Genomic DNA, 24,690 nt, shown 5'->3' with positions numbered 1-24,690 from the left:
AGAATGAATATAGCACTTATTGCCCACGATAAGAAAAAAGAACTCATGGTTCAATTTGCAATAGCTTATAAGTTTATACTGTCAAAACATACATTATATGCGACAGGAACCACTGGAAGATTAATTCAGGAAGCAACAGGGCTTGAAGTTCATAGATTTCTTCCAGGTCCACTTGGTGGTGACCAACAAATAGGATCGTTGATTGCATACAATCAAATTGACATGGTAATATTTTTAAGAGACCCGCTTACAGCTCAACCCCATGAACCAGATGTAAATGCGCTTTTGCGTCTTTGTGACGTTCACAATATTCCTCTTGCAACTAACATTGCAACAGCCGAACTATTGATAAAAGCTCTCGACAGAGGAGACTTATCTTGGCGTGAGATTGTAAACCCAAAATTGCAAAAAAATAAGAGTGATAAGCGATGATAAAAGGCAAGGTAAGGATAGATAGAAGAACCAAAAATTTGGTTAAAAGATTAAGACCAGGTGAAATACCCGTCATATTACACGAAGATATTGATGAGGTAGCTGCATATTCTCTCTTAGAAAAAAAAGTTAAGGTAATAATAAACTGTGCAAAGTCTTTTACTGGTAAATTTCCAGCCGTTGGTACAAAGATTCTTCTTTCACACGATGTGATTATAATTGATGATTTAGGTGAAGATGTATTTAATCGAATAAGAGAAGGGGACATAATAGAAATCAAAGATGATAAGATATTTTTAAACGGCAATTATCTGTGCATTGCAAATTATCTTTCTAAAGAAGAATTTGAATCCTTTTATCAGAAGAGTTTTAAAGAAATGGAAAATCTTTTAGAAGATTTTATAGAAAATACATTAGAATATGCAAAAAAAGAAAAGGGATTTATCTTGGGACAATTTGAAATACCTGACATTTCAACAAAAATAGCTGGAAGACATGTACTTGTTGTGACAAGAGGAAGCAGTTTTAAAAAAGATATTAAAGCAATAAAAGGTTATATTACAGAGGTAAAACCAGTTGTAATTGCAGTTGATGGTGCTGCTGACGCATTGCTTGAGGAAAAGATAAGACCAAACATTATAATTGGTGACATGGACAGTGTATCTGAAGAGAGTCTTTTTAAATGTGATGAAATAATTGTTCATTCATATCCAAATGGATATGCACCAGGACTAAGAAAGATACAGACTTTAGGACTTGAGGCAAAAACAATAGCATGTCCTGGTACAAGTGAAGATGTCGCTCTTCTTTTGGCTTATGAAAAGGGAGCAGAACTGATAGTTTCAGTTGGTTCTCACAGTAGTATGCTTGATTTTTTAGAAAAAGGTCGAAAAGGAATGTCAAGCACTTTTCTGGTCAGGCTAAAAATAGGTTCAAAGCTTGTGGATGCAAGAGGTGTGTCTAAACTTTATACTGAAAAGGTAAGTTTTAAGTACATCGGCGTTTTGTTATTTTCTGCGCTTATTCCTATACTTGCAATCCTCATGGTAACTCCACCTTTTCAGTACTTTTTCTATTTGATTCAACTAAAACTTAGAGTAATTTTGAGGTAGTTAAGAATGAATGGAATTAGTATAAAGTATTTTGTCATTACTATTGCTTCAATTTTTGTTGCTCTTGGGGTTGGAATTCTTATTGGATTTTCTGTAAATAGTGAAAAATTTGTTCAGAAACAGTTTCAGCAGCAGTTGATTCTCATAGATAAGAATTTAGTTGAGTTGAAAAAAGAAAATGATAGGCTTTTAAAAGAGATTGATGAGTACAAAACACAGATAAATCAGTTGGGAAAAATAAATGACACTCTTGTGAACGCGTACCTTAAAACATGCAAAAGTAATGCAGTTGTAAGTCTAATTGTAACGTCAACAGATTATTCATATAATGACCTTATAGATTTTTTGAGAAAAAACCAAATAAAGTTAGCAAGGATTGTAAAAGTAAAAAAATCTTTTATTGATGTTTTAAATAACAAAACAAATGCTATTTCAGAATATAATCCTCATGAAGACATGATAGCCAGTTTAGCTCTGTACACCACATTTAATATTGAAAATAGTACCCTTGTTAAACTAATAGAAAACAGATATATAGAAACAAATAGACTATCAGGAGAGATTGCTGATACAATTTTAATAGCTGGTGGGAATACACTTCAAAATGATACTTTTAACGCGGTTGATAGAAAAGTTATTGAAAAGTTGAGAAATATAAACGACCTTAATGTTATTGGTGTTGAGCAATCATACAGTGAGATAAACTATTGTGAAAAGTATAAAAGTATGGGCTTGGATACAGTTGATAATGTTGATGAACTGACAGGTAAAGTTTCTCTTGTAGAGCTCATAAGAGGTGGAAATGGCAATTATGGTACTAAAAAAGAAGCAAACTTTTTAATGCCCAATGCTTTTACAAGTATTGATGTTTCTGAAAATTCATTGAAAAAGAGAAGAGAAAGTTTACTTGAACAATTTAAGAGGTTACAGTCTTCAAATGCTATGCAATAGAATTTGTGTTTTCAAACTACTTGCGAGAGGAAGAAGACAATTGAATATAGTCGTGGTAATTCCTGTATATAATCCTCCACAATCTCTTGAAAAGTTAATTATAGATTTGTCTAATATATGGTTTGTAAAGAATATAATTGTTGTCGATGATGGCTCTAAGAAGAAAATTTCGCTAAAGTGTGATAAGTGCACTATACTAAGGCATAATATAAACAAAGGTAAGGGTGCGGCTCTTAAAACAGCATTTGAATATCTTAAAAACAACAATTTTGATAAATTGATACTTTTAGATGGCGACATACTGGTAAATAAGGAAGACCTGCAAGCATTTTGCGAAAAAGTTTTTATCCTAAATGATAAACAAATAATAATTGGTTATCCTATAAAAGTGAGTAAAAAGGGTTTTGGAATTGTTAAAAGATTTGCCAAGTTTGTTGTTAGAATTTATACCAAAAAAAAGATTGATCATTGTCTTAGTGGGCAGAGGATAATTCCATTTTCTCTTTTAAAAGATATTAAATGTATTCCCAATAGGTACGGAGTAGATATTTCAATGTTAATTGATTTTATTAAGATGGGTTATGAGATTAGAGAGATTGAGTTTGATTTTTCACACAATGAAAAAGGGAAAAGTTTAAAAGATTTATTACATAAAATTCGACAGATGAAGGATATTTTTTTGGTTTTTATTACGAAATGGAGGGCATGAAAAATCTGGTAAAGGATTATTTGATTTTTTGTGGACTTGAAATAGTAATGCTGTTTTTTTTCACTTTATATCTTAAGAAATACAACATTTTATTGAAAGAGAATTTTAGAGGCGAGAAAATTCCTTGCTGTATGGGAATTGTTTTGTCACTGGTCTGGGTTATATATTTATTGAAGATATTTTTTTATACCTTAGGGATAAAATGGTTAATTTTGGCTGTTTCGATGTGGTGCATATCTTTTATAGGTTTTTTGGATGACATTTTTGGAGACAATAAAAGTAAGGGTTTCAAAGGACATATTATAAGATTTATAAAAAACGGAGAATTTTCAACTGGACTTTTAAAGATGATATCAATACCTTCTGTGATTTTTATCTCAAGTATGATTTTACACAAAGAAGTAGCACAGGCAGTTTTTGATGCTATTTTTGGTTCTCTTTGTGTTAATCTCTTTAACTTATTTGACATTCGACCTGGCAGATGCATAAAAGTGTTATGGATATTTGTTGTTTTACTAAGCTTTTTTATTCATTTAGATAGTACAGCAATTTTGTTTTTAACTTTGACCATTCCGTTTTTTATAGGTGATTTGAGGGAATTATACATGCTTGGAGATGCAGGTTCTAACGTAATAGGGTATTTGTTCTTTTTGTTTTTGACAAATAGTTATTCAGAGACATACAATTCAGTTTTGATATGGATGGTATTTATAGCTGTCTTTGGACTCAATATTTTATCTGAACACATTTCATTTTCAAGGATTATTGAAAAAAATACGTTTTTAAATTTTATAGATATGTTAGGGCGAAAAAATTAAAAACTTGAATTTGTTTATTGGATATTGTAATATATTCACTGTTGTTTAAAGTTTTCGGCAAGGAGGTAAATAGAAATTGGCTGAGATGGAACTTTGGTTTACTGAGCAGCAGACTCCTGACTTGGGATTTACATGCAAAATAACAAAAACTATTTATACTGCAAAGACTCAATACCAAGACTTAGCAATACTTGAAACAAAACAGTTTGGAAGAATGCTTGTATTAGACGGTGCTGTTCAGACAACAATTGCAGATGAGTTTTGTTACCATGAGTTAATTTCTCATGTTCCTTTATTCACCCATCCAAATCCCAAAAAAGTTGCTGTTATAGGTGGCGGAGACGGAGGCGTTATCAGAGAAATTCTCAAACATGACGAGGTTGAAAAGGCATATTTAATCGAGATTGATAGAGAAGTTATAGAAGCAAGCAAAAAATACCTTCCTGAGATAAGTTGTGCACTTGATGATGAAAGGGCAGAGGTTGTTATAACTGACGGAATAAAATTTGTGTCAGAGAACAAAAATATGTTTGATGTTATAATTGTAGATTCAACAGACCCTGTTGGTCCTGCAGTAGGACTTTTCCAAGATAGTTTTTATAAGGCAGTGTTTGAATGCTTAAAAGAAGATGGACTTTTTGTTGCGCAGACTGAGTCACCTTTTTATGATCAGGACCTGATAAAGAATGTATTTCACGCAGTGAAGTCCATTTTCCCTATAACAAGACTTTATCTTGGGTTTATTCCAACATATCCGAGTGGACTTTGGAGTTTTACTCTTGGTTCAAAGAAGTATGATCCGCTTGAGGTTGATATTTCAAAGATAAAAAGGATTGATACAAAGTATTATAATCCAGAATTACACAAAGCTCTATTTGCACTCCCAACTTTTGTACAGGAAATTATAAAGTAAAAAAGGAGTTAAAATGAATGGGCTTTAATCTCTACAAACCCTTTTTCCTATGTGCTTCAGAGAAGTACGAAGATAGCCTCATAGTTTTAGCAGGAATTCCTATGGATTTTACAGTAAGCTTTAAACCAGGTTCACGTTTTGCTCCTATAAAGATAAGGGAAGTCTCATTAGAACTTGAAGAGTATTCTGTTTATCAAGATAAAAGCCTGTATGACAAGACTTTTTGTGATATGGGTGATTTGGAACTTCCTTTCGGAAATATTGAAAGAAGTATTGAAACTATATATCAGTTTGCTTATAAGCTGTTTGAAGAGAAAAAAGTACCTATTTTTCTAGGCGGTGAACATTTAATTACCTTTCCTATCGTAAAGGCGGCAGCAAACTCAAATAAAGAGGAATTTTATGTGCTTCACTTTGATGCTCATGCTGATATGAGAGAGGAGTATCTTGGTGAAAAGTTTTCACATGCCACTGTCATGAGAAGAGTGGGTGAGGTAATAGGTTTTAAGAATGTATACCAATTCGGTATAAGGTCTGGGTCTAAAGAAGAAATTGAATTTGCGAAAAAGAATAGCAATCTCTATTTTGTTGACAAATGGGATAAGATTGATGAAGTAATGAAAAATTTAAAAGGCAAAAAGGTATACTTATCAATAGATATAGATGTTTTTGACCCAGCTTTTGCTCCTGGTACAGGAACACCTGAACCAGGTGGAATTTTACCTTCAGACCTTTTTGATACTTTATTTAAATTAAAAGATCTTAACATAATAGGGGTAGATATAGTTGAAGTTTCTCCATATTATGATATCTCTGATAGAACAGCACTACTTGCTGCAAAGATAGTTAGAGAGCTTATATTAATGATTGATGGATAAAAAGTTTAAAGATATATGCGTTTTAAATAATAAAAGGGTGTGGGCCTCTTAAAATAGTAGCTTCTTAAAGTCCACACCCTTATTTTATTTTTCAAATTTTTCTTGCTAAAAATGCTTAGATGTTATAAAATAGAAACTAGTATAATATATTAATACCAGATATTAATACTACATGATAAATCACCTTTGAGGAGGATTTTTAATGACAGACAAGCTCAAAGAGCTAAAACAAAAAAGAGAAAGGATACTAAAGCTTGGTGGAGAAGATAAAATAAAGAAACAGCATGATAGCAAAAAACTTACCTGCAGAGAGAGGATAGAATATTTACTTGATCCTGGTAGTTTCAATGAAATAGATATGTTTGTTGAACACAGATGTCAAGAATTTGATATGAATGATACATTTGTCCCCTGTGATGGTGTTGTAACAGGTTATGGAACAATCAATGGCAGAAAAGTTTTTGTTTATGCTCAAGATTTTACTTCAATAGGCGGTTCACTTGGGGAGATGCATGCAAAGAAGATTTGTAAAGTCATGGACTTAGCATTAAAATATGGTTGCCCGGTGATAGGTATAAATGATTCTGGTGGTGCAAGAATTCAAGAAGGTGTTGATGCATTAGCTGGGTATGGTGAAATCTTCTATAGAAATACCATGGCATCAGGTGTAATTCCACAAATTGCAGCTATCATGGGACCTTGTGCAGGTGGAGCTGTATACTCTCCTGCTATTATGGATTTTATTTTTATGGTGGACAAAACCAGCCAAATGTTTGTTACAGGACCTCAGGTTATAAAAGCGGTAACTGGAGAAGAGATATCATTTGAAGAGCTTGGTGGTGCTTACACTCACAGTTCAAAAAGTGGAGTTGCTCATTTTATTGCAGAGGATGAGTATCACCTACTTGACATGATAAAGTATTTATTGTCATTTATACCCTCAAATAATATGGAAGACCCACCTTTTATAATATCATCTGATTCAGAAAAGAGACTTGTCCCTGAACTCGAAGGTATAATCCCGCAAGAGCCAAACAAAGCTTATGATGTAAAAGAAATAATTTACAAAGTAGTAGACAACCAAGAATTTTTAGAAGTACAACCTTATTTTGCTCAAAATGCTGTAGTAGGATTTGGCAGAATAGGGGGCTATAGTGTAGGAATAGTTGCAAATCAACCTAAAGTGAACGCTGGAGTACTTGATTATGATTCGTCTGACAAGATAGCACGATTTGTAAGATTTTGTGATGCTTTTAATATTCCCATAATAACATTTACAGACGTGCCTGGATTTTTGCCAGGTGTTAACCAAGAGCACAATGGAATAATTCGTCATGGAGCTAAGGTTTTGTATGCATACTCAGAGGCAACAGTTCCAAAGATAAATGTAATTTTGAGAAAAGCATATGGTGGGGCTTACATTGCAATGAGCAGCAAACACATTGGTGCAGACTTTGTGTTTGCATGGCCAACTGCCGAGATAGCTGTTATGGGACCAGATGGCGCTGCAAATATTATATTTAGAAAAGAGATACAAAGCGCTAAAAATCCCGAAGAAGAAAGAAAAAGAAGGATAGAAGAGTATACTCAAAAGTTTGCAAATCCATACATTGCAGCTTCTCGAGGGTATGTTGACGATGTGATTGAACCTCAGTTTACTCGTAATAAAATTATTGAAGCGCTCAAAATTTCTATTACAAAAAGAGAACAAAGACCACCAAAAAAGCATGGTAATATTCCATTGTAAAATGTATTTTTATTGAAATAAAGGAGAGTGTTTTAAAATGTATGCTCAGGTCAGCACTATTTCAACTATTACCAAAGAAGAGCTTGCTTGTATTTGTGCATGTCTGCACATTGTAATAGGTGAAGGTCAATATAAAATTACCAACATAACTAAACAGCAAAACAAGTGGGTCAAAGGTGCAAGAGAAATGATACTCAATCAGTCACAGATGTTTTATAGATGGAGGTAAAGCTTGTGATGAGAAAGTTCAAGGTAAAGATAAATAGCCAAGAATTTGTTGTAGAAGTGGAAGAGATAAGAGTTGAAAATGCTACTCCTGTTGTACCAAGGCCTAAGATTAGCCATTTTGAACCAAAACAGGAAAGATATGAGGATAAAGTAAAACAAAGTTCTGTACCTTCTTCTGATAAAAATTCGGTTGTTGCCCAGCTTCCGGGTACTATTGTAAGGCTGCTGAAAAGTGAAGGCGATGTTGTGGATGCAAGTGAACCTGTTTTGATTCTTGAAGCCATGAAAATGGAAAATGAAATAACTGCACCGGTAAATGGAAAAATAAAAAAAATACATGTAAAGGAAGGACAGAAGGTAGCAAAAGGAGATTTGTTGTTTGAAATAGAGTAAGAAAAATTTTCTGGAGGTTTTAAAAATAATGGGGGTAAAAATAACAGAAACAATACTCAGAGATGCTCATCAGTCACTTATTGCAACCCGCATGACAACTGAACAGATGATTGAGATTGCTCCTGTGCTTGACCAAGTTGGCTACTATTCGGTTGAGTGCTGGGGCGGGGCTACATTTGATGCGTGTTTGAGGTTTTTCAATGAAGACCCATGGGAAAGATTAAAAAAGCTGAAAGCCGCTTTTAAAAAAACTAAGCTCCAGATGCTTCTTAGAGGACAAAATCTTGTTGGTTACAGGCACTACGCTGATGATGTTGTTGAAGAGTTTGTAAAAAAGGCTATATACTATGGCATTGATGTTATAAGAATATTTGATGCGCTCAACGACATTCGGAATATTGAAATAGCTCTAAAAGCAACAAAAAAAGAAAAAGGACATGCCCAGGTTGCCATATCATACACTATCTCTCCTTATCATACTATTGAAAACTATGTGAATTTAGCAAAACAAATAGAAGAACTTGGGGCAGACTCAATTTGTATAAAAGACATGGCTGGGCTTCTCTCTCCATTTGATGCTTATAAACTTGTAAAAGCGTTAAAAGAGCAGGTAAAACTTCCTATTCATCTTCACACACACTACACCACAGGATTTGGGTCAATGACATATTTGAAAGCTATCGAAGCAGGTGTGGATGGTATTGACACGGCTCTATCTCCGCTTGCACTGGGCACTTCCCAGCCGCCAACTGAAACAATTGTGTATGCACTTGAAAACACAGAATACGCTCCGAAACTCGATTTAGAAATGATAAACAGGGCAAGTGAATATTTTAAAGTACTCAGAGAAGAGTATATCAAAAAAGGACTGCTTGACCCGAAAGTATTAAGTGTTGATATAAATGCTCTTCATTATCAAATACCTGGTGGTATGCTATCAAATCTTATTTCTCAATTAAAGGAACAAGGACAGGAAGATAAATTAGATGAAGTTTTAAAAGAAGTACCCGAGGTTCGAAAAGATTTTGGATATCCGCCACTTGTAACACCCACAAGTCAAATTGTTGGAACACAAGCTGTTTTGAACGTTTTAGCAGGTGAGAGATACAAGCTTGTCACAAAAGAAACAAAAGCATATTTTAAAGGTGAGTACGGAAAACCTCCAGCTCCTGTGAATGAGGATGTAAAACGAAAAATATTGAAAGATGAAAACGAGATAACATGTCGACCAGCAGATTTAATTCCTCCAGAGCTTGAAAATGCAAAAGAAAAGATTAAGGAATATATTGAAAATGATACTGATGTGATAACTTACTGTTTATTCCCTCAACTTGCAGAGAATTTCTTCAAGTTCAGGTATGCAAAAAAGTACAAGATTGACGTTGATCTTGTTCAAGGTAACAAGGTCTATCCTGTGTAAAAGGAAGAACAAAAATAGTGTTCTTCCTTTTTTCTTTATAAAATGCTCTTATAAGAGCATAAGCATTGTGATATAATTAATAAGAAGAATAACAAAAAAAGAATAGGATGTGGGATTTAAAAATGGAAAATGAAAGACTTGAACTTATCTCTTCAATGGAATTTGAAGAGAATGTTCCAATCTATAAGATAATAGACTTTCTTAACAAAAGCTTAAAAGACAAAAATATTATTGTGGGGCTTTCAAGAAGTCACAATAAGATTGTTATAAGCATATACCAAACATAAGGAGAAATGCAAGATGACCCACGATTTAGAAGCCAGGATAATTGAACTTATGCCAGAATTTAGTAAAGGGCAGAAGAAAATTGCCCAGTTCATTTTAGAACATGGGGAAAAAGCAGCATATATGACAGCACTTGCACTTGGCAATTCGTGGGCGTGAGTGAGTCAACAGTTGTAAGATTTGCTGAAAGGCTTGGTTTTGAAGGTTACCCTGAATTCCAACGGGCTTTGCAAGAGCTTATGAAAAGCAAGCTTACGTCGGTGCAAAGGGTAGAACTTTCTGCAAGTAGAATAAACGAAAAAGAGGTTTTAAAAAGTGTTCTCCTCTCAGACATGGACAAGATAAAACAGACCTTAGAGCAGATAGACGAAAACATTTTCAACCAGGTTGTGGATGAGATAGTAAATGCAAAAAGGATATACATCATTGGAATTAGAAGTTCAGCAGCACTTGCTGATTTTTTGGGTTTTTATTTGAACATGATTTTGGATAACGTTAAGGTTATTACAACAAGTGGCATCAGTGATATTTTCGAACAGGTATTTAGAATTACAAGTGATGATTTAATAGTTGGTATTAGTTTTCCGAGGTATTCAAAACGTACTTTAAAGGTTTTGCAGTATGCAAAAAAACAGGGTGCTAAGATTGTTTCGCTTACAGATAGCAAAATATCACCTCTGTGCAAGTACAGTGACTATGTACTTATTTGCAGAAGTGATATGGTATCATTTGCTGATTCGTTGGTGGCCCCTTTGAGTGTAATCAATGCATTAATTGTTGCAACAGGTCTTAGGAAAAAAGAAGAGGTTGCAAAAACACTTGAAAAACTTGAAGAAATATGGGATGAGTTTCAGGTTTATGAAAAGGAAAACAGGTGATGCAGCTTGAGAAGAATTTATTTAGTAAGACATGGCGAGACAGACTGGAATAGGTTTAACCTTGTTCAAGGTTCAATTGACACAGATCTCAATTCAATTGGAATTGAACAGGCAAAAAAGATTGCTGAGAGGCTTAAAAATGAGAAGATTGATATAATATTTTCAAGTACATTAAAAAGAGCCTATACTACAGCAAGTTATATAAAATCTTATCATCCTTATGCTATGTTTGAAACCTCTGAAAAACTCAATGAAATAAATTTTGGCGAATGGGAGGGATTGAGCTTTAATGAACTCGAAAAAAAATACTATCACACATACTTGATGTGGAAAGACAATCCCGATAAAGCCATTTTTCCTGGTGAAGGCAACCTCAATGTCGTTATGAAAAGAGTTAAAAGTTTCTATGATGAGCTTTTGCAGAAAGATTATAATAACATTGCAATTGTTACTCACGGTGGGATAGTAAAACTTTCAATCATATATCTTTTAACCCTCCCTCTTGATTTTTATAAAAAATGTTGGATTGGTAATGCTAGTTTGAGCATTGTTGATATAAAAGGGGAAAGGAGGATGCTAAGTCTTCTTAATGATATGTCTCATTTAACATCAGAACAAGTTCGTCCAATAATTTAAAATAAAAAGTGGGGTATATAAAGTGGTGGAAAGAAGAGAATTTGGTAGCAAGGATGTTTCAAGAGTAGCTATTTTAATGGCTTTAAGTCAGAATAGACAAGAAGAAAAGAAGATTCAAGAGGACTTTTCAAAAATAGGTATTAGATGTGCAGCAGTAGATTTTGGTGGAGAGTTTATAACCTCCGTTATGAAAATTGTTGAAAGATCAGTTGTTGCTGCAAAAAGAGAAGGTGTTATAAATGAGGTACATCAAGAGGAAGGCGCTGTTGCAGGAGCCACAAGAGAAGCAATATCTCAAATCATGCAAAAAGCAATTGGACTTAATGTAGGTGGGAAGATTGGCATTGCAAGGTATGAAGAGCATGTTGCAGTTGCCATATTTTTTGGGATAGGTCTTTTACATTTAAATGAGGTGGCAATAGGACTTGGTCACAGGGTTATATAAGAGTCTTTATTCAAAAGATAAAAGATTACTTTAGGGGGAATAACTTTGGTTTTTGCAATAAGAGGTGCTACTACTGTTGAGAGAGATTCCAAAGACGAAATTATCAGTTGTACTCAGGAGCTTTTGAATGAGATAATTTTTAGAAACAATCTTAAAAAAGAGGAGATTGTTTTTATTTTGTTTACAATGACCAAAGACCTAAAATCAGCTTTTCCAGCATATGCAGCAAGACTCATGGGATTTGTGGACATTCCTCTTATTTGTGCTCAAGAGCTCGATATTGAAGGAGCGTTAAATAGGTGTATTAGGCTTCTTATGCTTATACAAAGAGATAATGGCTTTACTCCTAAACACGTTTATTTGAAAGAGGCAGCAAAACTTAGAGAAGATTTAGCTTTTGGGAAAGGTGAAGATTTATGAAAAAGATTAACATTGCAATAGATGGTCCTGCAGGTGCTGGAAAAAGTACAATTTCAAAACTTTTAGCAAGCCAACTTGGATATATTCACATTGACACAGGTGCAATGTACAGAGCTGTCGGACTAAAAGCACTTAAAAACAATGTTTCTCCACATGATAGTAGAAAGATTGTGGAGATATTAAACTCAACTGATATATTAATAAAACTTGTAGATGGCAGGCAACTTGTCTTTTTAGATGGTGAAGATGTCACAGAAAAAATTCGTCAGCCTGAGGTTTCGATGTATGCATCTGACGTCTCAAAGATCAGGGAAGTACGAGAAAGACTTGTAAAGATGCAGCAAGAGTTAGCAAAACAAAAAGGGGTTATAATGGACGGAAGAGATATAGGAACGCATGTTTTGCCTAATGCTGAACTAAAAATCTTTTTGACAGCCACGGCAGAGGAAAGAGCAAAAAGAAGATTTTTAGAACTTAAGCAAAAAGGATATGAAGTAGACTATTATCAACTTTTAGATGAGATAAAAAAAAGGGATCAAAATGATATGACAAGAGAGTTTGCGCCTTTGAGAGTAGCTGATGATGCCATTGTTATAGATTCTACTTCTCTTTCAATTGAAGAGGTTTTACAAAAGGTTTTAGAGCTTTTTCATAAGGTGGTCAAAGATGAAGTATAATTTTTTTCTTAATTTTATTAGGAAAGTTGCTTTCATCCTCTTGAAGTGTATTTTTTTTATAAGAGTTGAAGGTAAAGAAAATATACCAGAAGACCCTTTTATTATCTGTGCAAACCATAGAAGTTATCTTGATCCAGTCTTGATTATACTTATATTTGATAGAAAAGTATATTTCATGGCTAAAAGCGAACTTTTTAGAATATGGTGGCTTGCTCCAATCATTAAAGCTTTTGGGGCTTTCCCTGTTAAACGTGGCAAAAGCGATATTGGAGCAATAAAAAGAGCTATAGATGTTATAAAATCGGGCAATATTTTGGGTATTTTTCCAGAAGGAAAAAGAAACAGGACAAAAGAAGTTATCTTAAAAGGTGAAAAAGGCGTTGCAACTATAGTTAAGGCAACAGGTGCAAAAGTTTTGCCAGTTGGTATTTCTGGTAGAATTATCCCCTTTGGTAAGATAAGAGTAAGAATTGGGAAACCTATAGAATTTAGAAATAACACAATTGATAACCAAGAGATTGTTGATAAAATTATGAATGAAATTAAAGAACTAATTCTAAAATAAAGTTAAGAGGTGGAATGAAAATAATGATTATTAAGGTTGCGCAAAGCGCTGGATTTTGTTTTGGTGTTCAAAGGGCAGTAGAAGGCGTTTTGGCATGGGCAAAAGCAAATAAGGGAAAATCTATAAAGGTGTATGGAATGTTAATACATAATAGTTATGTTATAGATAAATTAAGAGAGTTAGGTGTAGATGTTATAGAGGATATTGAACAAATTGGGAAGGAAGATATAATTTTTATACGTACTCATGGTGTTTCAATGAAGGAGTATAACGAGATTAAAAAAAGGACAGATAAGGTTTATGATTTTACATGCCCATATGTTAAAAAGATTCATGAGATTGTAAGGGAACATTCAGAGAACGGGTATGATATAATTGTTGTTGGAGATATGAACCATCCTGAAGTAAAGGGAATTGTTGGCCATGTTAGCAATAATAGAAAATGTTTTGTTGTAGATGGTATTGAAAAAGTAAAAGAAGCGATTAATCAAATTGAAGGCAAAACTGCAGTTGTCTGTCAGACTACGTTTGATAGCAAGAAGTGGACCAGTATAAAAGAATTTTTAGAGTCTCATACCAATTATAAAGTATTTGATACCATATGCAAAGCAACAATAAACAGGCAAAAGGAAGCAGCTGAACTTGCACAGCATGTAGACATAATGTTGGTGGTCGGTGATAAGAAAAGTTCCAATACCAACAAATTGTATCAGCTTCTGAAGGAGATAAAACCCACATTTTTTATTGAAAAAGTTAAAGATTTAGATTCAATTAAATTAGATAGTAGTGCAAAGAGTATTGGGGTAACAGCAGGAGCTTCCACTTCGCCAGAGCAGATTGAAAAGGTGGTAAAACATCTGGAAGAAATATTTAATGAGATGAATTTGAAAGATTTCGAGAGACTTATTGATAGAAGTTTTTTAACAGTGCAAAAAGATGAAGTTGTAAAAGGCAGGATAATAAAAATTGAGGAAGATTATCTACTTGTTGATATTGGTTACAAGGCAGAGGGTATAATTTACAAAGACGAGGTAATTAAAAATGGGAATGTAAATTTGAAGGACCTATTTAAGATAGGTGAAACAATTGAAGCGGTTGTGATAAAAGAGTCAGATGTAGAAGGAAATGTGGTTTTATCAAAGTATCGAGCAGATGTACTTCACGGGTTTGAAGAGCTGCTTTCGAGGTATGAAAATAAAGAACCTTTAAGAGTGGTTGTAAAGTCAATCAAAGAAAAAAGCATTGTTTGTGACTTTAGAGGAACAAATGTGTATGTGCCAATTTCTCAGTGGGGTGAAGATATTCAAACTTCTGATATAGGAAAGATATTTGAAATAGAAATTACAGATGTCAACAAGGAAAAAAAGATAGCCTTTGGTAGTCGGAAATCTTTGTTAAAACAAAAAGAAGAAGAGAGATTTATTAAACAGATTGAGTCTTTAGATTTTTCCAAAGAGTATGAGGGCTTTGTTCTTGAGGTAAAACAAAAAGGCGTTGTAGTAAATTTTGAGAATCTACGGGGTTTTGTACCTGCAAGTGAAGTTGGATATTTGAAAAAAGGTGCAGACCTTAAAAAATTATTTGAAATTGGCGAAAAAGTCAAAGTGAAGATTCTTGATATAGATAAGAATAAAAGACAGATTTATCTTAGCATAAAAAAGACTCAAGACGATGAGTGGACAAAAAGGATTAAGAACTTATATTTAGGAATGCTTGTTGATTGTGAAGTGACAAAGGTGTTACCTTTTGGACTTGTTGTGTGGATCACAGAACATGATGTGGATGGTTTTACTCACATTTCAAATATTCCACTTGGATACAACCAAAGACCACATAACGTATATAAAGTTGGAGATAGCTTGAAAGCAAAGGTTATAGAGATTGATGAAGAAAAGCGAAGAGTTGCGTTGTCTTTAAAAGATTTGCACGAAGAAGAAAACATTGATACTGAACATAGCGAAGACTTTGTAATAACACTTGCTGATTTTGTGAAGAATATAAAGTTAGAACAATAAATTTAATGTTTTAAGAGCCTATGAAGATTTCATTTTCTATCTTGAAAAACAAACCCGTCCTTAATTTAGATAATAAGATAACTGGAAAAGTAGAAGATATGTTACTCAGAGATGATAAGGTGATTGGGTTTAAGGTACGAGTCAAAAACTCATTTAAAATACCATCGTGCGCATATGTTCCGACAGAGGACATTGAGTCTATAAACAATCAACTTTTGATTGTCCGCAGCATCCATACTTCCATTGACAGCTTTCCATTTTTAAGAGCACAAGAAATTTTTTTGAAAGAAGTAATAGACGAAAATGGGTTTTTGATAGGGATTGTAATTGACATTATATTTGATCCAGAGAACTTTAAAATTTTAGAATATCAGGTTGCAGAGAGTATTTGGAGTTATATAAAAAATAAAAAAATAATATTGAGCCCTGAGGAAATAATATTAAGAGAAAATAAAATATTAAGCTGAGGTGTGAAATCTTGAAAAGAATTTCTGCAAAACATGTATTGATAGGAAGCATAGTAGGCGGGATTATATCTGCCATGCTGTCCCAGGCATCTCCAAGGAGCATGAAAAATAAACTTTTAAAAAGAATGATTGCTAAAAAGCTGATGACTATGGTAAATAAGCTTTTGCGATAGGGAAGGTTTTCTTCCCTACTTTTTTAATATTTTAAGGGATAAGAATAATTCTATTTGAGGTGTTAAAAAGTGCACATAATAAAATTGGTAAAAAGATATTTTACAGATATATTGTTCATAGCTCTAATTGCAATTGTTATTTATTTTTTTGCGAATATGAAGGCATTTTGGCCGATTATGATTCCATTTTTGATTGCACTATTTTTGTCTTATCTATTAAAACCTTGCGTAGATTTTTTAGAAACAAAGATTTGGTCAAGAGATATTTCAATCCTTATTTCGTTTGTAATAATCTTTGGTATCACCATTATGGTCTTTGTATATTTTATTCCTTTATTTGTTAGCGAAACTAAGCAGCTTATTCAAAACGTTCCTGAATATATAGCACTTATTCAAAAGTGGTTTTTTGAGATTGATTCAAAGCTTCTGGATAAACTAAATATTGACATTAAGGAAATACTAAATGCAAATTCTATCAATATCGAAGGAATTTCCAAACAAACATTATCAATATTTTTAAACATTGTAAAGAGTATTTCCTCTAACATTTTGTATTATCTTCTTATTCCTATTATATCTTTTTATATCCTGAGGGATTGGAAAAGGTTAGTCATGTGGATAAAATGGTTATTACCCGAGAAATATAGAAAAGAAGGACTTTATATATTTGCGGATATAAATAGGGTTCTTCATCAGTATATTCGAGGTCAGCTTCTTGATGCTGTTATAGTTGGGCTGTTGAGCTTTTTGGGATTTTCACTACTTTCTGTAAGATACGCAGCTCTTTTGGGTGTAATAACTGGTATCGGCAATTTGATTCCCTATTTTGGACCAATATTTAGCAGTATTCCAGCAGTAATAATTGCTCTTTCTGACTCCTACATAAAGGCTATAATGGTTATAATTTTTTTAGTCCTTCTTCAGCAAGTAGACAGTTTTATCATATCCCCACGAGTTATTGGTTCAAAAGTCGGTCTTCACCCTCTAACAATTATTATTGTTATCATACTAGCGAACAAAATATTTGGATTTGTAGCCATGTTCTTTGCTATTCCCATTGCTGCGGTAATAAAAATTATATTTATTAATATTATGAAAAGAATAAAATCTGAAAAGATTGAGTGAATATTGTTGACTTTGCATTTTGGCTTTAATAAAATTTTGATTGTATTGAAAAAATATAAAAACCATTTTTCAAAAAATACCATAAAGAAGGGCTGATTGAAAGATGTACATGTCTACTGATGAAATAAGAGAAAAATTTCTCCAATTTTTTGAATCAAAAGGACATTTGAGACTACCAAGTTTTTCACTTATTCCAAAAAACGATAAAAGTCTTCTTTTGATTAACGCTGGTATGGCCCCACTAAAACCATATTTTTTAGGAATCGAAGAACCTCCCCGCAGAAGGATTACCACATGCCAAAAATGTATAAGAACACCAGATATAGACAGAGTGGGTAAAACAGCAAGACATGCAACTTTCTTTGAAATGCTGGGCAATTTTTCGTTTGGTGATTACTTCAAGAGAGAAGCAATTATATGGGCATGGGAATTTGTTACAGAAGTTTTGAAACTTCCAAGAGAGAGGTTATGGGTTACAATATATGAGGAAGACGATGAGGCATTTGAGATTTGGCACAAAGAGGTAGGCTTAGAACCAGATAGAATCAAAAGAATGGGTAAGGAGGATAACTTCTGGGAAATAGGAACAGGACCTTGCGGACCATGTTCTGAGATATACTTTGATAGAGGCGAGGAAAAGGGTTGTGGCAAGCCCACTTGTGGTATCGGATGTGATTGTGACAGATTTGTTGAGTTCTGGAATCTTGTTTTTACTCAGTTTGACAAGGATGAAAATGGTGTATACCACAGGTTAAAGAATCCAAATATAGATACAGGTATGGGTCTTGAGAGAATTGCTGCAATTATGCAAGAAGTTGATTCTCTTTTTGACATTGATATAGTGAAGGCTATTCGTGACAAGGTATGTGAAGTCACAGGCTATGAGTATGGAAAAGATATTGAAAAAGACGTATCAGTACGTGTCATTACAGACCATATTCGTGGTACAGTGTTTATGATTGGTGATGGTATTTTACCTTCAAACGAAGGAAGAGGATATGTTTTAAGAAGGCTTATAAGGCGTGCTGCACGACACGGTAGGTTGCTTGGTAAAAAAGAAGCGTTCCTGCACCTTATTGTAGACACGGTTGTAGAGTCTTACAAAAATCCATATCCAGAACTTGTTCAAAAAGCTGAGTATATAAAGAAAGTGCTCTATAACGAGGAAAGCAGGTTCAATCAGACAATTGATGTTGGGCTTGAGATACTTGAAAGTGAGATTGAGAAGCTTAAAAAGAACAAGGAAACCATTTTAAATGGTGAAATTGCATTTAAGATGTACGACACTTACGGATTTCCTCTTGACCTTACCAAAGAGATAGCTGCAGATAAGGGGATTATTATTGACCAAGAGAAATTTGATGAGCTTATGCAACAACAAAAAGAAAGAGCAAGAGCTGCTCAAAAAGAGCTTGAAAATGCTGGGTGGAAGGATATAAACATTGTCATTGATGAGGACATTGAAACAATTTTTGTTGGTTATGATACCTTAAAACAAGAGGCGAAGATACTAAAAATATTTCTGGGCAATGAAGAGACAGCATATGCAAAAGAGGAAGATGTATGTTTTGTTATCTTAGATAAAACTCCTTTTTATCCAGAAAGCGGTGGGCAAGTTGCAGATAAGGGTTTTTTAGAAAGTGAAGGGGTTATAGCAAAGGTTTTAGATGTAAAGAAAGGCCCAAAAGGAACAATTCTTCATAAGGTAAAGGTTTTAAAAGGTGAGATATCTGTTTTGTCAAGTGTAGTTGCTAAAGTAGACGAAGAGCTAAGACTTGCAACAATGAAGAATCATACAGCAACACATCTTTTACACAGTGCACTGAGGAAAATATTAGGGCAACACGCACAACAAAGTGGCTCGCAGGTTGGCCCCGACAGACTCAGATTTGACTTTGCTCATTATGAACCGTTATCCGAGGAGCAAATAATTAAAATTGAAAAGATGGTCAATAACGTTATTCAACAGGCTGTCCCAGTTGAAAAAATTGTAACAGATTTAGACAGTGCCTTGAAGATGGGTGCAACAGCCCTGTTTGATGAAAAGTACTCAAATATGGTAAGAGTTATAAAAATAGATAATTTTAGCATGGAATTGTGTGGTGGAACACATGTTGATAACACTGGTCAAATAGGAATGTTCAAGATAATATCTGAGTCAAGTGTAGCTGCAGGTGTTAGAAGGATTGAGGCAATTACTGGAAACAAGGTCTATGAGTTTATTTTAAATACCCAGCAGACGTTAAAACAGTTAAGAAACAAAGTGAAAGTCAGCAATGATTCCGAGATAATACCAAAAATAGAACAGCTTGAAAACAAAATAAAGAGTCTTGAAAACGAAGTAGAGAAATATAAACTTATGGTGGTTGAAAATGAACTTTCATGGCTTTACAGTAAAGCGGTTGATTATGGTGAGTTCAAGCTGATTGTAAACAGAAAAGAGACAGACGATATGGACTATGTAAAACTTCTTACTGACAAGATTAAAGAAAGAGATTCAAAAGCAATTGTGCTCAATATCATACAGCAGGGTAGCAAGGTCACTGTACTCATGTCATGTTCAAAAGAGGCAGTTAAAAAAGGAGTCGATTGTGGAAAAGTAGTAAAAGAAGTATGTACAGTTCTTGGTGGAAAAGGTGGGGGAAGACCAGATTTTGCCCAAGGCGGTGGAAATGATGTATTGAAGATAGACATGGCACTGCAAACAGCTGAGAATATCTTGAAAGATATATTAAAGGAGAGTGTTTAAAAATGAGCGAATGTATCTTTTGTAAAATATTAAATAAGGAGATTCAATCTGAGATTGTGTATGAGGACCAGATTGTTTGTGCTTTTAAAGACATAAATCCCACTGCACCCGTACACATCCTTATAGTTCCTAAGACACACATAGAAAATTTAAATGCTGTCCAGCAGCAACACAAAGAACTCATAGGTCATGTATTTGTTGTATCAAAAGAATTGGCAAAAAAGTTTGGAATTGACGAGAAAGGATATAGAATTGTGGTAAACTGTGGACCTGATGGGGGTCAGACTATTGACCATTTGCATTTTCACTTGCTCGGTGGAAGAAAATTTTCATGGCCAGCTGGTTAAATGAATAATTTGCTGTGGCTATGAAGGAGTTTGATTTTACAAATGGAAATTGGTATTTTTGTGAATTTTCAGAAAGAACGCAGTAGCGAAATCTTACAAAACATTGTATCAATCCTTAACCACAATAGAGTTAATTGGTTACTGGTAAATGAAGAAAACAAAAAAACAAAAAACTTTGATCTCCTTATCACAATAGGAGGAGATGGCACACTTCTGCATGTAGTTGAAAAGGCTTCGATAGAAGCCACACCAGTCCTTGCCATTAACTGTGGAAGGCTGGGGTATCTTACCGAAGAGGTAGGAGATGATATTGAAAAGGCTATTTTCAATCTGTTGAAGAAAGAATATTTTATTGAAGAGAGACACATTATTGAAGCAAAGGTAAAAGGGAAGGTTTTTTTGGCTTTAAACGATGTGTGTATCATCAGAAATACTTTTAATATAGTGGATTTGTGTCTTTACATTGACGGTGTGTTTGCTCAGGAGTATAGAAGTGACGGTATCATAGTAGCAACAGCTACAGGGTCAACTGCTTATTCGCTTTCGGCAGGTGGACCTATAATAGAGCCACAGCTGGGGGTGATTTTAGTCACCCCTATTTGTCCTCATTCTTTGAGTTCAAGAAGTCTTATACTTGATAGCACAAGGACAATAAAAGTGGAGAATTTATCAGTAGAAAATGTTCAGGTAGTAGTAGATGGCAGGTTTGCAAATGAGCTTGCACAAAAAGAATTTGTTGAATGTAAGATTTCTCAATACAAATTAAAACTTATAAGGCTTAAGCAAAGAAACTTTTACGAAATTTTAAGGGAAAAAATAAAAGAGTAACAGTAAAAGATAGAGGTGAGTTTTTGCTATGAAATCTGAAAGACAACAGAAAATTTTAGAAATAATTCAAAATGAAGATATAGAAACACAGGAAGAACTTGTTGAAAGACTTAAGGCACTCGGATATGATGTGACACAGGCTACAGTCTCAAGAGACATAAAAGAGCTAAGACTTACCAAGGTTTTGACTGAAACAGGGAAGTACAAATATGCAGTTTTATCAGGTCCAGAAGCAAATATTACTGAAAAACTTATAAAGGTTTTTTCTGAATCGATAATCAAATATGACACTGCTGATAATCTTGTTATTATAAAGACAATTACAGGTGCTGCACAGGGTGCTGCTGCTGCCATTGATTCATTGAGCTGGCCCGAGGTTGTGGGAACAATTGCAGGCGATGACACCATTTTTATAGCAACTAAAGGCAGTGCAGCAGCTGATAAAATAGTTGAGAGGATAAAAGCTATCATAAGCCAAGGTGAGTAGATATCATGTTAAAAAGATTATTTATCGAAAATATTGCTATAATTGATAGACTTGACATTGAGTTTGACAAAGGTCTTACTATACTGACAGGTGAGACTGGTGCCGGCAAGTCTATTATCATTGACTCTTTATCGTTACTTTTGGGAACAAAATTTAAAAAAGAGATTATAAGAACAGGATGTTCAAAGGCCTGCGTGTCTGCAATTTTTGAAATTGAGAAAAAAAATGTTCTTGATACACTAATTCAAATGGGAATTTCTCTTGAAGACAATTTTTTGATTGTTAGCCGTGAGGTGTACAGCAGTGGCAAAAACATCTGTAGAGTTAATAATCAGTTTGTATTGCTCTCATCTTTAAGAGAAATAACTAAGCACCTCTTTGAAATTCATGGACAGAATGAAACTCATCTTTTGAATGATAAAAAAATTCAACTTTTATACATAGATAGATTTTGCGGGAAAGAACTTGAAGAGTTAAAAACTGAGTATAAGGATTTGTACCGTGACTATCAAGAGAAAAAAAGGCTTTATGAGCAGATAATAACAAGAGAAGAAGAACGGGCAAGACAGCTTGATTTATTAAATTACCAAATAAATGAAATCGAAAATGTGAATCCTCAAATATCTGAGGATAAAGAACTTGAAAAAAGAAAAGAGATTATTCAAAACAGCTGGAAACTTAAGCACAACAGTGAAAAAATGCTTGATACTATTAATAATACAATTATAGACTCTCTTGAGATGTGTATCAGACTTGCTAACGAAAATTCAAGGTATGACAAAGAATTTGAGACAATATCTGAAAGACTTAACAACGTGTATTATGAAATCGAGGATATCTTGTTGTCTATATCCAAAAAAAGTCAGAGCTACGAAGTGAATAAAGATGAGATAGAACAAATAGTGGACAGACTTGATAAAATAAACAGATTAAAGAAAAAATATGGAAGTACAATTGAAAAGATATTAGAGTATAAAGAGAAATTATTAGAAGAGAGGGAGAAAATTAGAAATAATAGTAAGCAAGTTCTTGATTTAAAAGAGTATTTGAACAAAACTAAAGAAAAACTTGATGAAATTTCTGAGAAGATGTCGGATATTAGGCGAAGAAAATCTGAGGAGTTTGAAAAAAAGGTATTAGAGATACTTTCCCAGCTTGAAATGAAGAATGTAAGTTTTTATGTTAAATTTCTGGAAAGAGAGCTTTACGAAGAGGGAATTGACGAAGTAGAATTTTTGATATCAACAAATGTTGGTCAGCAACCAAGACCTCTTTCTTCTATTGCTTCAGGCGGGGAACTTTCGAGAATAATGCTTGCAATAAAGTCTATTGTGGCAGAAAAAGACGATATAGAGTTGATTATCTTTGATGAGATAGACAGCGGGCTGAGTGGAGTTGTTGCCAACAAACTTGCAAAGCTCTTAAAAGAGCTATCTAAAAAACACCAAATCATCTGTATTACACATCTGCCGCAAGTTGCTGCTGCCGCAGATACTCACTATTATGTATATAAAGAAGTTAAAGATAACTTGACAATCTCAAATATTAAAAAGCTGGAAGGAAATGAACAGCTAAGAGAAATTGCCAGAATGTTTTCAGGAGAAAATGTTACAGAAAATTCAATCCTTCATGCAAAACAGCTTAAATCTCAGTTTGTTTGAGATACCAAAGAATATTTTTAGTGAATAGTGGAGAGGATAATTTATTAGAAATTTTAATTTAAGGTGCAAATTAAATTGAAAAAATTGGCATGTGGACTTTTGCTTTTTTATATTTTAATTACCATCTTTTTTGTCATTTATCTTTATATTACTCCTGATTGCCTAACATGTTACAGCTCAGACAAAGCTATTACTATCAAAACACCTATTTTTATTAGCCTGAATCTAAGTCCCTCAAATGTTCAAAATAAAACTCAAACAAAATTTCTTTACAAAACAAATAAAATTTATATCCCAAAGAAGATTACATCAGTATTTTTTGAAATAAAAATTGGGGTAATACCGCTCAAAAGAGTAAAAATCTCTATTCTCGAATCAAATAGAGTTTGGGTTTCTGGAAAATTTGTTGGAATTAAGCTCATGACAGATGGAATACTTGTGATTGGATATTCTTATGTAAGTAGTAGTAATAATTCCACTTCACGAGTTCCTGCAAAAGAAGCAGGTATCCAAATAGGCGATAAGATTATATATGTAAATGGACAAAAGGTAAAAGACTGTAGTCAACTTTTTAGAATTATAAACTCATCAGGTGGTAAGTGCTTGACTTTTGTAATCAAAAGAGGTCGAGTGTACAAACAATATAAGGTAAAACCGCTTTTAAGTAACGAGGGTGTTTATAAAATAGGATTGTGGGTCAGAGATGGTACAAGCGGCATCGGAACAGTTACTTTTGTAGATAACAACAAAAAAGTATTTGGTGCTCTTGGTCATGGTATTTCAGACATAGATACAGGTATTCTCCTTGATGTAAAAGAAGGACAAATTTATTCAGCTGAAGTAGTTGACATAAGAAAAAACAATAGAAGTGAGATTGGCGAAGTTGTAGGCAATATCAATGAAAACTGTGTAGTTGGAGATGTAGTTGCTAATTCTATATATGGTATTTATGGTAAAGTAATTCAAAGTAATTTTTGGAATAATCTCAAAAGCATAGAGGTTGCACGTCTTCAAGATGTCCATAGAGGTAATGCATATATTTTAAGCGAGATTTCAGGAAATGTTGAAAGGTTTGAAATAAAAATAGAAAGAATTCTCCCTCTTTACAAGAATTCAACGAAAGCATTTGTTGTAAAAGTTACTGATAAAAGGCTTCTCCAAATTACATCTGGTATTGTTCAAGGAATGAGTGGCTCTCCAATTATACAGGATAACAAACTTATAGGAGCTATTACCCATGTTTTTTTGAAAGAACCAGAAAAAGGGTATGGTGTTTTTATTGACAATATGCTAAATATTACAAAAAGCATCAAATAATTTTATTGAAAAAT

27 protein-coding genes and 1 pseudogene are annotated in these 24,690 nt (G+C 33.7%); all 28 read left to right on the top strand.

The features are described from left to right. Positions 1 to 3 precede the first annotated feature (3 nt). The 28 genes and pseudogenes from mgsA (at position 4) to spoIVB (ending at position 24,676) form a co-directional block, all read left to right on the top strand. Positions 4 to 432 carry a methylglyoxal synthase gene (gene mgsA / locus CaldiYA01_RS06015; RefSeq protein ID WP_207182580.1) on the top strand — a complete coding sequence of 143 codons (429 nt, stop codon included), beginning with the start codon at positions 4 to 6 and terminating at the stop codon, positions 430 to 432. Continuing rightward, positions 429 to 1,544, top strand: coding sequence for a putative cytokinetic ring protein SteA (gene steA / locus CaldiYA01_RS06010; protein WP_207182579.1), 1,116 nt, complete (start codon positions 429 to 431; stop codon positions 1,542 to 1,544). Before mgsA ends, steA begins: the two co-directional genes overlap by 4 nt. 6 nt (positions 1,545 to 1,550) lie before the next feature. Next, positions 1,551 to 2,495: a copper transporter gene (locus tag CaldiYA01_RS06005; protein ID WP_207182578.1), complete on the top strand. Its 945-nt coding sequence runs from the start codon at positions 1,551 to 1,553 to the stop codon at positions 2,493 to 2,495. A gap of 40 nt (positions 2,496 to 2,535) precedes the next feature. Beyond that, positions 2,536 to 3,204, top strand: coding sequence for a glycosyltransferase family 2 protein (locus CaldiYA01_RS06000; protein ID WP_207182575.1), 669 nt, complete (start codon positions 2,536 to 2,538; stop codon positions 3,202 to 3,204). After that, positions 3,201 to 4,022: a hypothetical protein gene (locus CaldiYA01_RS05995; RefSeq protein ID WP_238480609.1), complete on the top strand. Its 822-nt coding sequence runs from the start codon at positions 3,201 to 3,203 to the stop codon at positions 4,020 to 4,022. The genes CaldiYA01_RS06000 and CaldiYA01_RS05995 overlap by 4 nt, the downstream gene beginning before the upstream one ends. Before the next feature lie 85 nt (positions 4,023 to 4,107). Further along, positions 4,108 to 4,935: a polyamine aminopropyltransferase gene (gene speE, locus CaldiYA01_RS05990; protein WP_207182748.1), complete on the top strand. Its 828-nt coding sequence runs from the start codon at positions 4,108 to 4,110 to the stop codon at positions 4,933 to 4,935. Positions 4,936 to 4,952: 17 nt separating this feature from the next. Continuing rightward, complete coding sequence (gene speB, locus CaldiYA01_RS05985; protein ID WP_207182571.1) at positions 4,953 to 5,813, top strand: agmatinase; 861 nt, start codon at positions 4,953 to 4,955, stop codon at positions 5,811 to 5,813. A 202-nt stretch (positions 5,814 to 6,015) separates the two neighbouring features. Beyond that, entirely contained in the window at positions 6,016 to 7,560 is a 1,545-nt protein-coding gene (locus CaldiYA01_RS05980; RefSeq protein WP_207182570.1) for an acyl-CoA carboxylase subunit beta, read from the top strand. Positions 7,561 to 7,597: 37 nt separating this feature from the next. Then, a complete protein-coding gene (locus CaldiYA01_RS05975; RefSeq protein WP_207182569.1) occupies positions 7,598 to 7,789 on the top strand; it encodes a hypothetical protein in 192 nt (63 codons plus the stop codon). 8 nt (positions 7,790 to 7,797) lie between these two features. Further along, the gene (locus CaldiYA01_RS05970; protein WP_207182568.1) at positions 7,798 to 8,181 is read left to right on the top strand and encodes an acetyl-CoA carboxylase biotin carboxyl carrier protein subunit; all 384 of its coding nucleotides are present in this window, start codon (positions 7,798 to 7,800) and stop codon (positions 8,179 to 8,181) included. Positions 8,182 to 8,209: 28 nt separating this feature from the next. Next, complete coding sequence (locus CaldiYA01_RS05965; protein ID WP_207182567.1) at positions 8,210 to 9,601, top strand: oxaloacetate decarboxylase subunit alpha; 1,392 nt, start codon at positions 8,210 to 8,212, stop codon at positions 9,599 to 9,601. Between the two features lie 122 nt (positions 9,602 to 9,723). Then, the gene (locus CaldiYA01_RS05960; RefSeq protein WP_207182566.1) at positions 9,724 to 9,888 is read left to right on the top strand and encodes a YpmA family protein; all 165 of its coding nucleotides are present in this window, start codon (positions 9,724 to 9,726) and stop codon (positions 9,886 to 9,888) included. 13 nt (positions 9,889 to 9,901) lie between these two features. Further along, positions 9,902 to 10,764: pseudogene (locus CaldiYA01_RS05955) on the top strand (MurR/RpiR family transcriptional regulator). 6 nt (positions 10,765 to 10,770) lie between these two features. Continuing rightward, a complete protein-coding gene (locus CaldiYA01_RS05950; RefSeq protein WP_207182564.1) occupies positions 10,771 to 11,400 on the top strand; it encodes a histidine phosphatase family protein in 630 nt (209 codons plus the stop codon). 22 nt (positions 11,401 to 11,422) lie between these two features. Then, on the top strand, positions 11,423 to 11,845 hold the full coding sequence (locus CaldiYA01_RS05945) for a HutP family protein (RefSeq protein WP_207182562.1): 423 nt from the start codon (positions 11,423 to 11,425) through the stop codon (positions 11,843 to 11,845). A gap of 45 nt (positions 11,846 to 11,890) precedes the next feature. Then, the gene (gene aroH, locus CaldiYA01_RS05940) at positions 11,891 to 12,265 is read left to right on the top strand and encodes a chorismate mutase (RefSeq protein WP_207182560.1); all 375 of its coding nucleotides are present in this window, start codon (positions 11,891 to 11,893) and stop codon (positions 12,263 to 12,265) included. After that, the gene (cmk, locus tag CaldiYA01_RS05935; RefSeq protein WP_207182558.1) at positions 12,262 to 12,942 is read left to right on the top strand and encodes a (d)CMP kinase; all 681 of its coding nucleotides are present in this window, start codon (positions 12,262 to 12,264) and stop codon (positions 12,940 to 12,942) included. The genes aroH and cmk overlap by 4 nt, the downstream gene beginning before the upstream one ends. After that, a complete protein-coding gene (locus CaldiYA01_RS05930; protein WP_207182555.1) occupies positions 12,932 to 13,507 on the top strand; it encodes a lysophospholipid acyltransferase family protein in 576 nt (191 codons plus the stop codon). Before cmk ends, CaldiYA01_RS05930 begins: the two co-directional genes overlap by 11 nt. Positions 13,508 to 13,530: 23 nt before the next feature. Then, positions 13,531 to 15,522, top strand: a complete 1,992-nt coding sequence (gene ispH / locus CaldiYA01_RS05925; RefSeq protein WP_207182553.1) for a 4-hydroxy-3-methylbut-2-enyl diphosphate reductase — start codon at positions 13,531 to 13,533, stop codon at positions 15,520 to 15,522. A 20-nt stretch (positions 15,523 to 15,542) separates the two neighbouring features. Further along, complete coding sequence (locus tag CaldiYA01_RS05920) at positions 15,543 to 15,989, top strand: PRC-barrel domain-containing protein (protein WP_207182549.1); 447 nt, start codon at positions 15,543 to 15,545, stop codon at positions 15,987 to 15,989. A gap of 11 nt (positions 15,990 to 16,000) precedes the next feature. Continuing rightward, a complete protein-coding gene (locus CaldiYA01_RS05915; protein WP_207182547.1) occupies positions 16,001 to 16,162 on the top strand; it encodes a hypothetical protein in 162 nt (53 codons plus the stop codon). Positions 16,163 to 16,231: 69 nt separating this feature from the next. Continuing rightward, positions 16,232 to 17,287 carry an AI-2E family transporter gene (locus tag CaldiYA01_RS05910; RefSeq protein ID WP_207182546.1) on the top strand — a complete coding sequence of 352 codons (1,056 nt, stop codon included), beginning with the start codon at positions 16,232 to 16,234 and terminating at the stop codon, positions 17,285 to 17,287. A 103-nt stretch (positions 17,288 to 17,390) separates the two neighbouring features. Then, positions 17,391 to 20,036, top strand: coding sequence for an alanine--tRNA ligase (alaS, locus tag CaldiYA01_RS05905; protein ID WP_207182543.1), 2,646 nt, complete (start codon positions 17,391 to 17,393; stop codon positions 20,034 to 20,036). Positions 20,037 to 20,038: 2 nt separating this feature from the next. Continuing rightward, on the top strand, positions 20,039 to 20,383 hold the full coding sequence (locus CaldiYA01_RS05900; RefSeq protein WP_207182541.1) for a histidine triad nucleotide-binding protein: 345 nt from the start codon (positions 20,039 to 20,041) through the stop codon (positions 20,381 to 20,383). A 42-nt stretch (positions 20,384 to 20,425) separates the two neighbouring features. Then, the gene (locus CaldiYA01_RS05895) at positions 20,426 to 21,211 is read left to right on the top strand and encodes an NAD(+)/NADH kinase (RefSeq protein WP_207182539.1); all 786 of its coding nucleotides are present in this window, start codon (positions 20,426 to 20,428) and stop codon (positions 21,209 to 21,211) included. 28 nt (positions 21,212 to 21,239) lie between these two features. After that, positions 21,240 to 21,698 (top strand): arginine repressor, encoded by a 459-nt coding sequence (locus CaldiYA01_RS05890; RefSeq protein WP_013290515.1) that lies wholly within the window; start codon positions 21,240 to 21,242, stop codon positions 21,696 to 21,698. A gap of 5 nt (positions 21,699 to 21,703) precedes the next feature. Next, positions 21,704 to 23,359, top strand: a complete 1,656-nt coding sequence (gene recN / locus CaldiYA01_RS05885) for a DNA repair protein RecN (RefSeq protein WP_207182536.1) — start codon at positions 21,704 to 21,706, stop codon at positions 23,357 to 23,359. Positions 23,360 to 23,434: 75 nt separating this feature from the next. Further along, positions 23,435 to 24,676 (top strand): SpoIVB peptidase, encoded by a 1,242-nt coding sequence (spoIVB, locus tag CaldiYA01_RS05880; protein WP_207182534.1) that lies wholly within the window; start codon positions 23,435 to 23,437, stop codon positions 24,674 to 24,676. Positions 24,677 to 24,690 lie beyond the last annotated feature (14 nt).

It is taken from the genome of Caldicellulosiruptor diazotrophicus (genome assembly GCF_017347585.1).
Taxonomy (GTDB): Bacteria; Bacillota; Thermoanaerobacteria; order Caldicellulosiruptorales; family Caldicellulosiruptoraceae; genus Caldicellulosiruptor; species Caldicellulosiruptor diazotrophicus.
This window is presented reverse-complemented; position numbering and strand designations above follow the sequence as displayed.

Bases quoted from the DNA above. Each gene is read 5' to 3' on its own strand.
- steA (WP_207182579.1), top strand. From the start codon at position 429: ATGATAAAAGGCAAGGTAAGGATAGATAGAAGAACCAAAAATTTGGTT.
- CaldiYA01_RS05895 (WP_207182539.1), top strand. From the start codon at position 20,426: ATGGAAATTGGTATTTTTGTGAATTTTCAGAAAGAACGCAGTAGCGAA.
- speB (WP_207182571.1), top strand. From the start codon at position 4,953: ATGGGCTTTAATCTCTACAAACCCTTTTTCCTATGTGCTTCAGAGAAG.
- CaldiYA01_RS05930 (WP_207182555.1), top strand. From the start codon at position 12,932: ATGAAGTATAATTTTTTTCTTAATTTTATTAGGAAAGTTGCTTTCATC.
- CaldiYA01_RS06005 (WP_207182578.1), top strand. From the start codon at position 1,551: ATGAATGGAATTAGTATAAAGTATTTTGTCATTACTATTGCTTCAATT.
- ispH (WP_207182553.1), top strand. From the start codon at position 13,531: ATGATTATTAAGGTTGCGCAAAGCGCTGGATTTTGTTTTGGTGTTCAA.
- recN (WP_207182536.1), top strand. From the start codon at position 21,704: ATGTTAAAAAGATTATTTATCGAAAATATTGCTATAATTGATAGACTT.
- speE (WP_207182748.1), top strand. From the start codon at position 4,108: ATGGAACTTTGGTTTACTGAGCAGCAGACTCCTGACTTGGGATTTACA.
- CaldiYA01_RS05970 (WP_207182568.1), top strand. From the start codon at position 7,798: ATGAGAAAGTTCAAGGTAAAGATAAATAGCCAAGAATTTGTTGTAGAA.
- CaldiYA01_RS05965 (WP_207182567.1), top strand. From the start codon at position 8,210: ATGGGGGTAAAAATAACAGAAACAATACTCAGAGATGCTCATCAGTCA.
- CaldiYA01_RS05920 (WP_207182549.1), top strand. From the start codon at position 15,543: ATGAAGATTTCATTTTCTATCTTGAAAAACAAACCCGTCCTTAATTTA.
- CaldiYA01_RS05980 (WP_207182570.1), top strand. From the start codon at position 6,016: ATGACAGACAAGCTCAAAGAGCTAAAACAAAAAAGAGAAAGGATACTA.
- CaldiYA01_RS05900 (WP_207182541.1), top strand. From the start codon at position 20,039: ATGAGCGAATGTATCTTTTGTAAAATATTAAATAAGGAGATTCAATCT.
- cmk (WP_207182558.1), top strand. From the start codon at position 12,262: ATGAAAAAGATTAACATTGCAATAGATGGTCCTGCAGGTGCTGGAAAA.
- CaldiYA01_RS05975 (WP_207182569.1), top strand. From the start codon at position 7,598: ATGTATGCTCAGGTCAGCACTATTTCAACTATTACCAAAGAAGAGCTT.
- CaldiYA01_RS05890 (WP_013290515.1), top strand. From the start codon at position 21,240: ATGAAATCTGAAAGACAACAGAAAATTTTAGAAATAATTCAAAATGAA.
- alaS (WP_207182543.1), top strand. From the start codon at position 17,391: ATGTACATGTCTACTGATGAAATAAGAGAAAAATTTCTCCAATTTTTT.
- mgsA (WP_207182580.1), top strand. From the start codon at position 4: ATGAATATAGCACTTATTGCCCACGATAAGAAAAAAGAACTCATGGTT.
- CaldiYA01_RS05995 (WP_238480609.1), top strand. From the start codon at position 3,201: ATGAAAAATCTGGTAAAGGATTATTTGATTTTTTGTGGACTTGAAATA.
- CaldiYA01_RS05960 (WP_207182566.1), top strand. From the start codon at position 9,724: ATGGAAAATGAAAGACTTGAACTTATCTCTTCAATGGAATTTGAAGAG.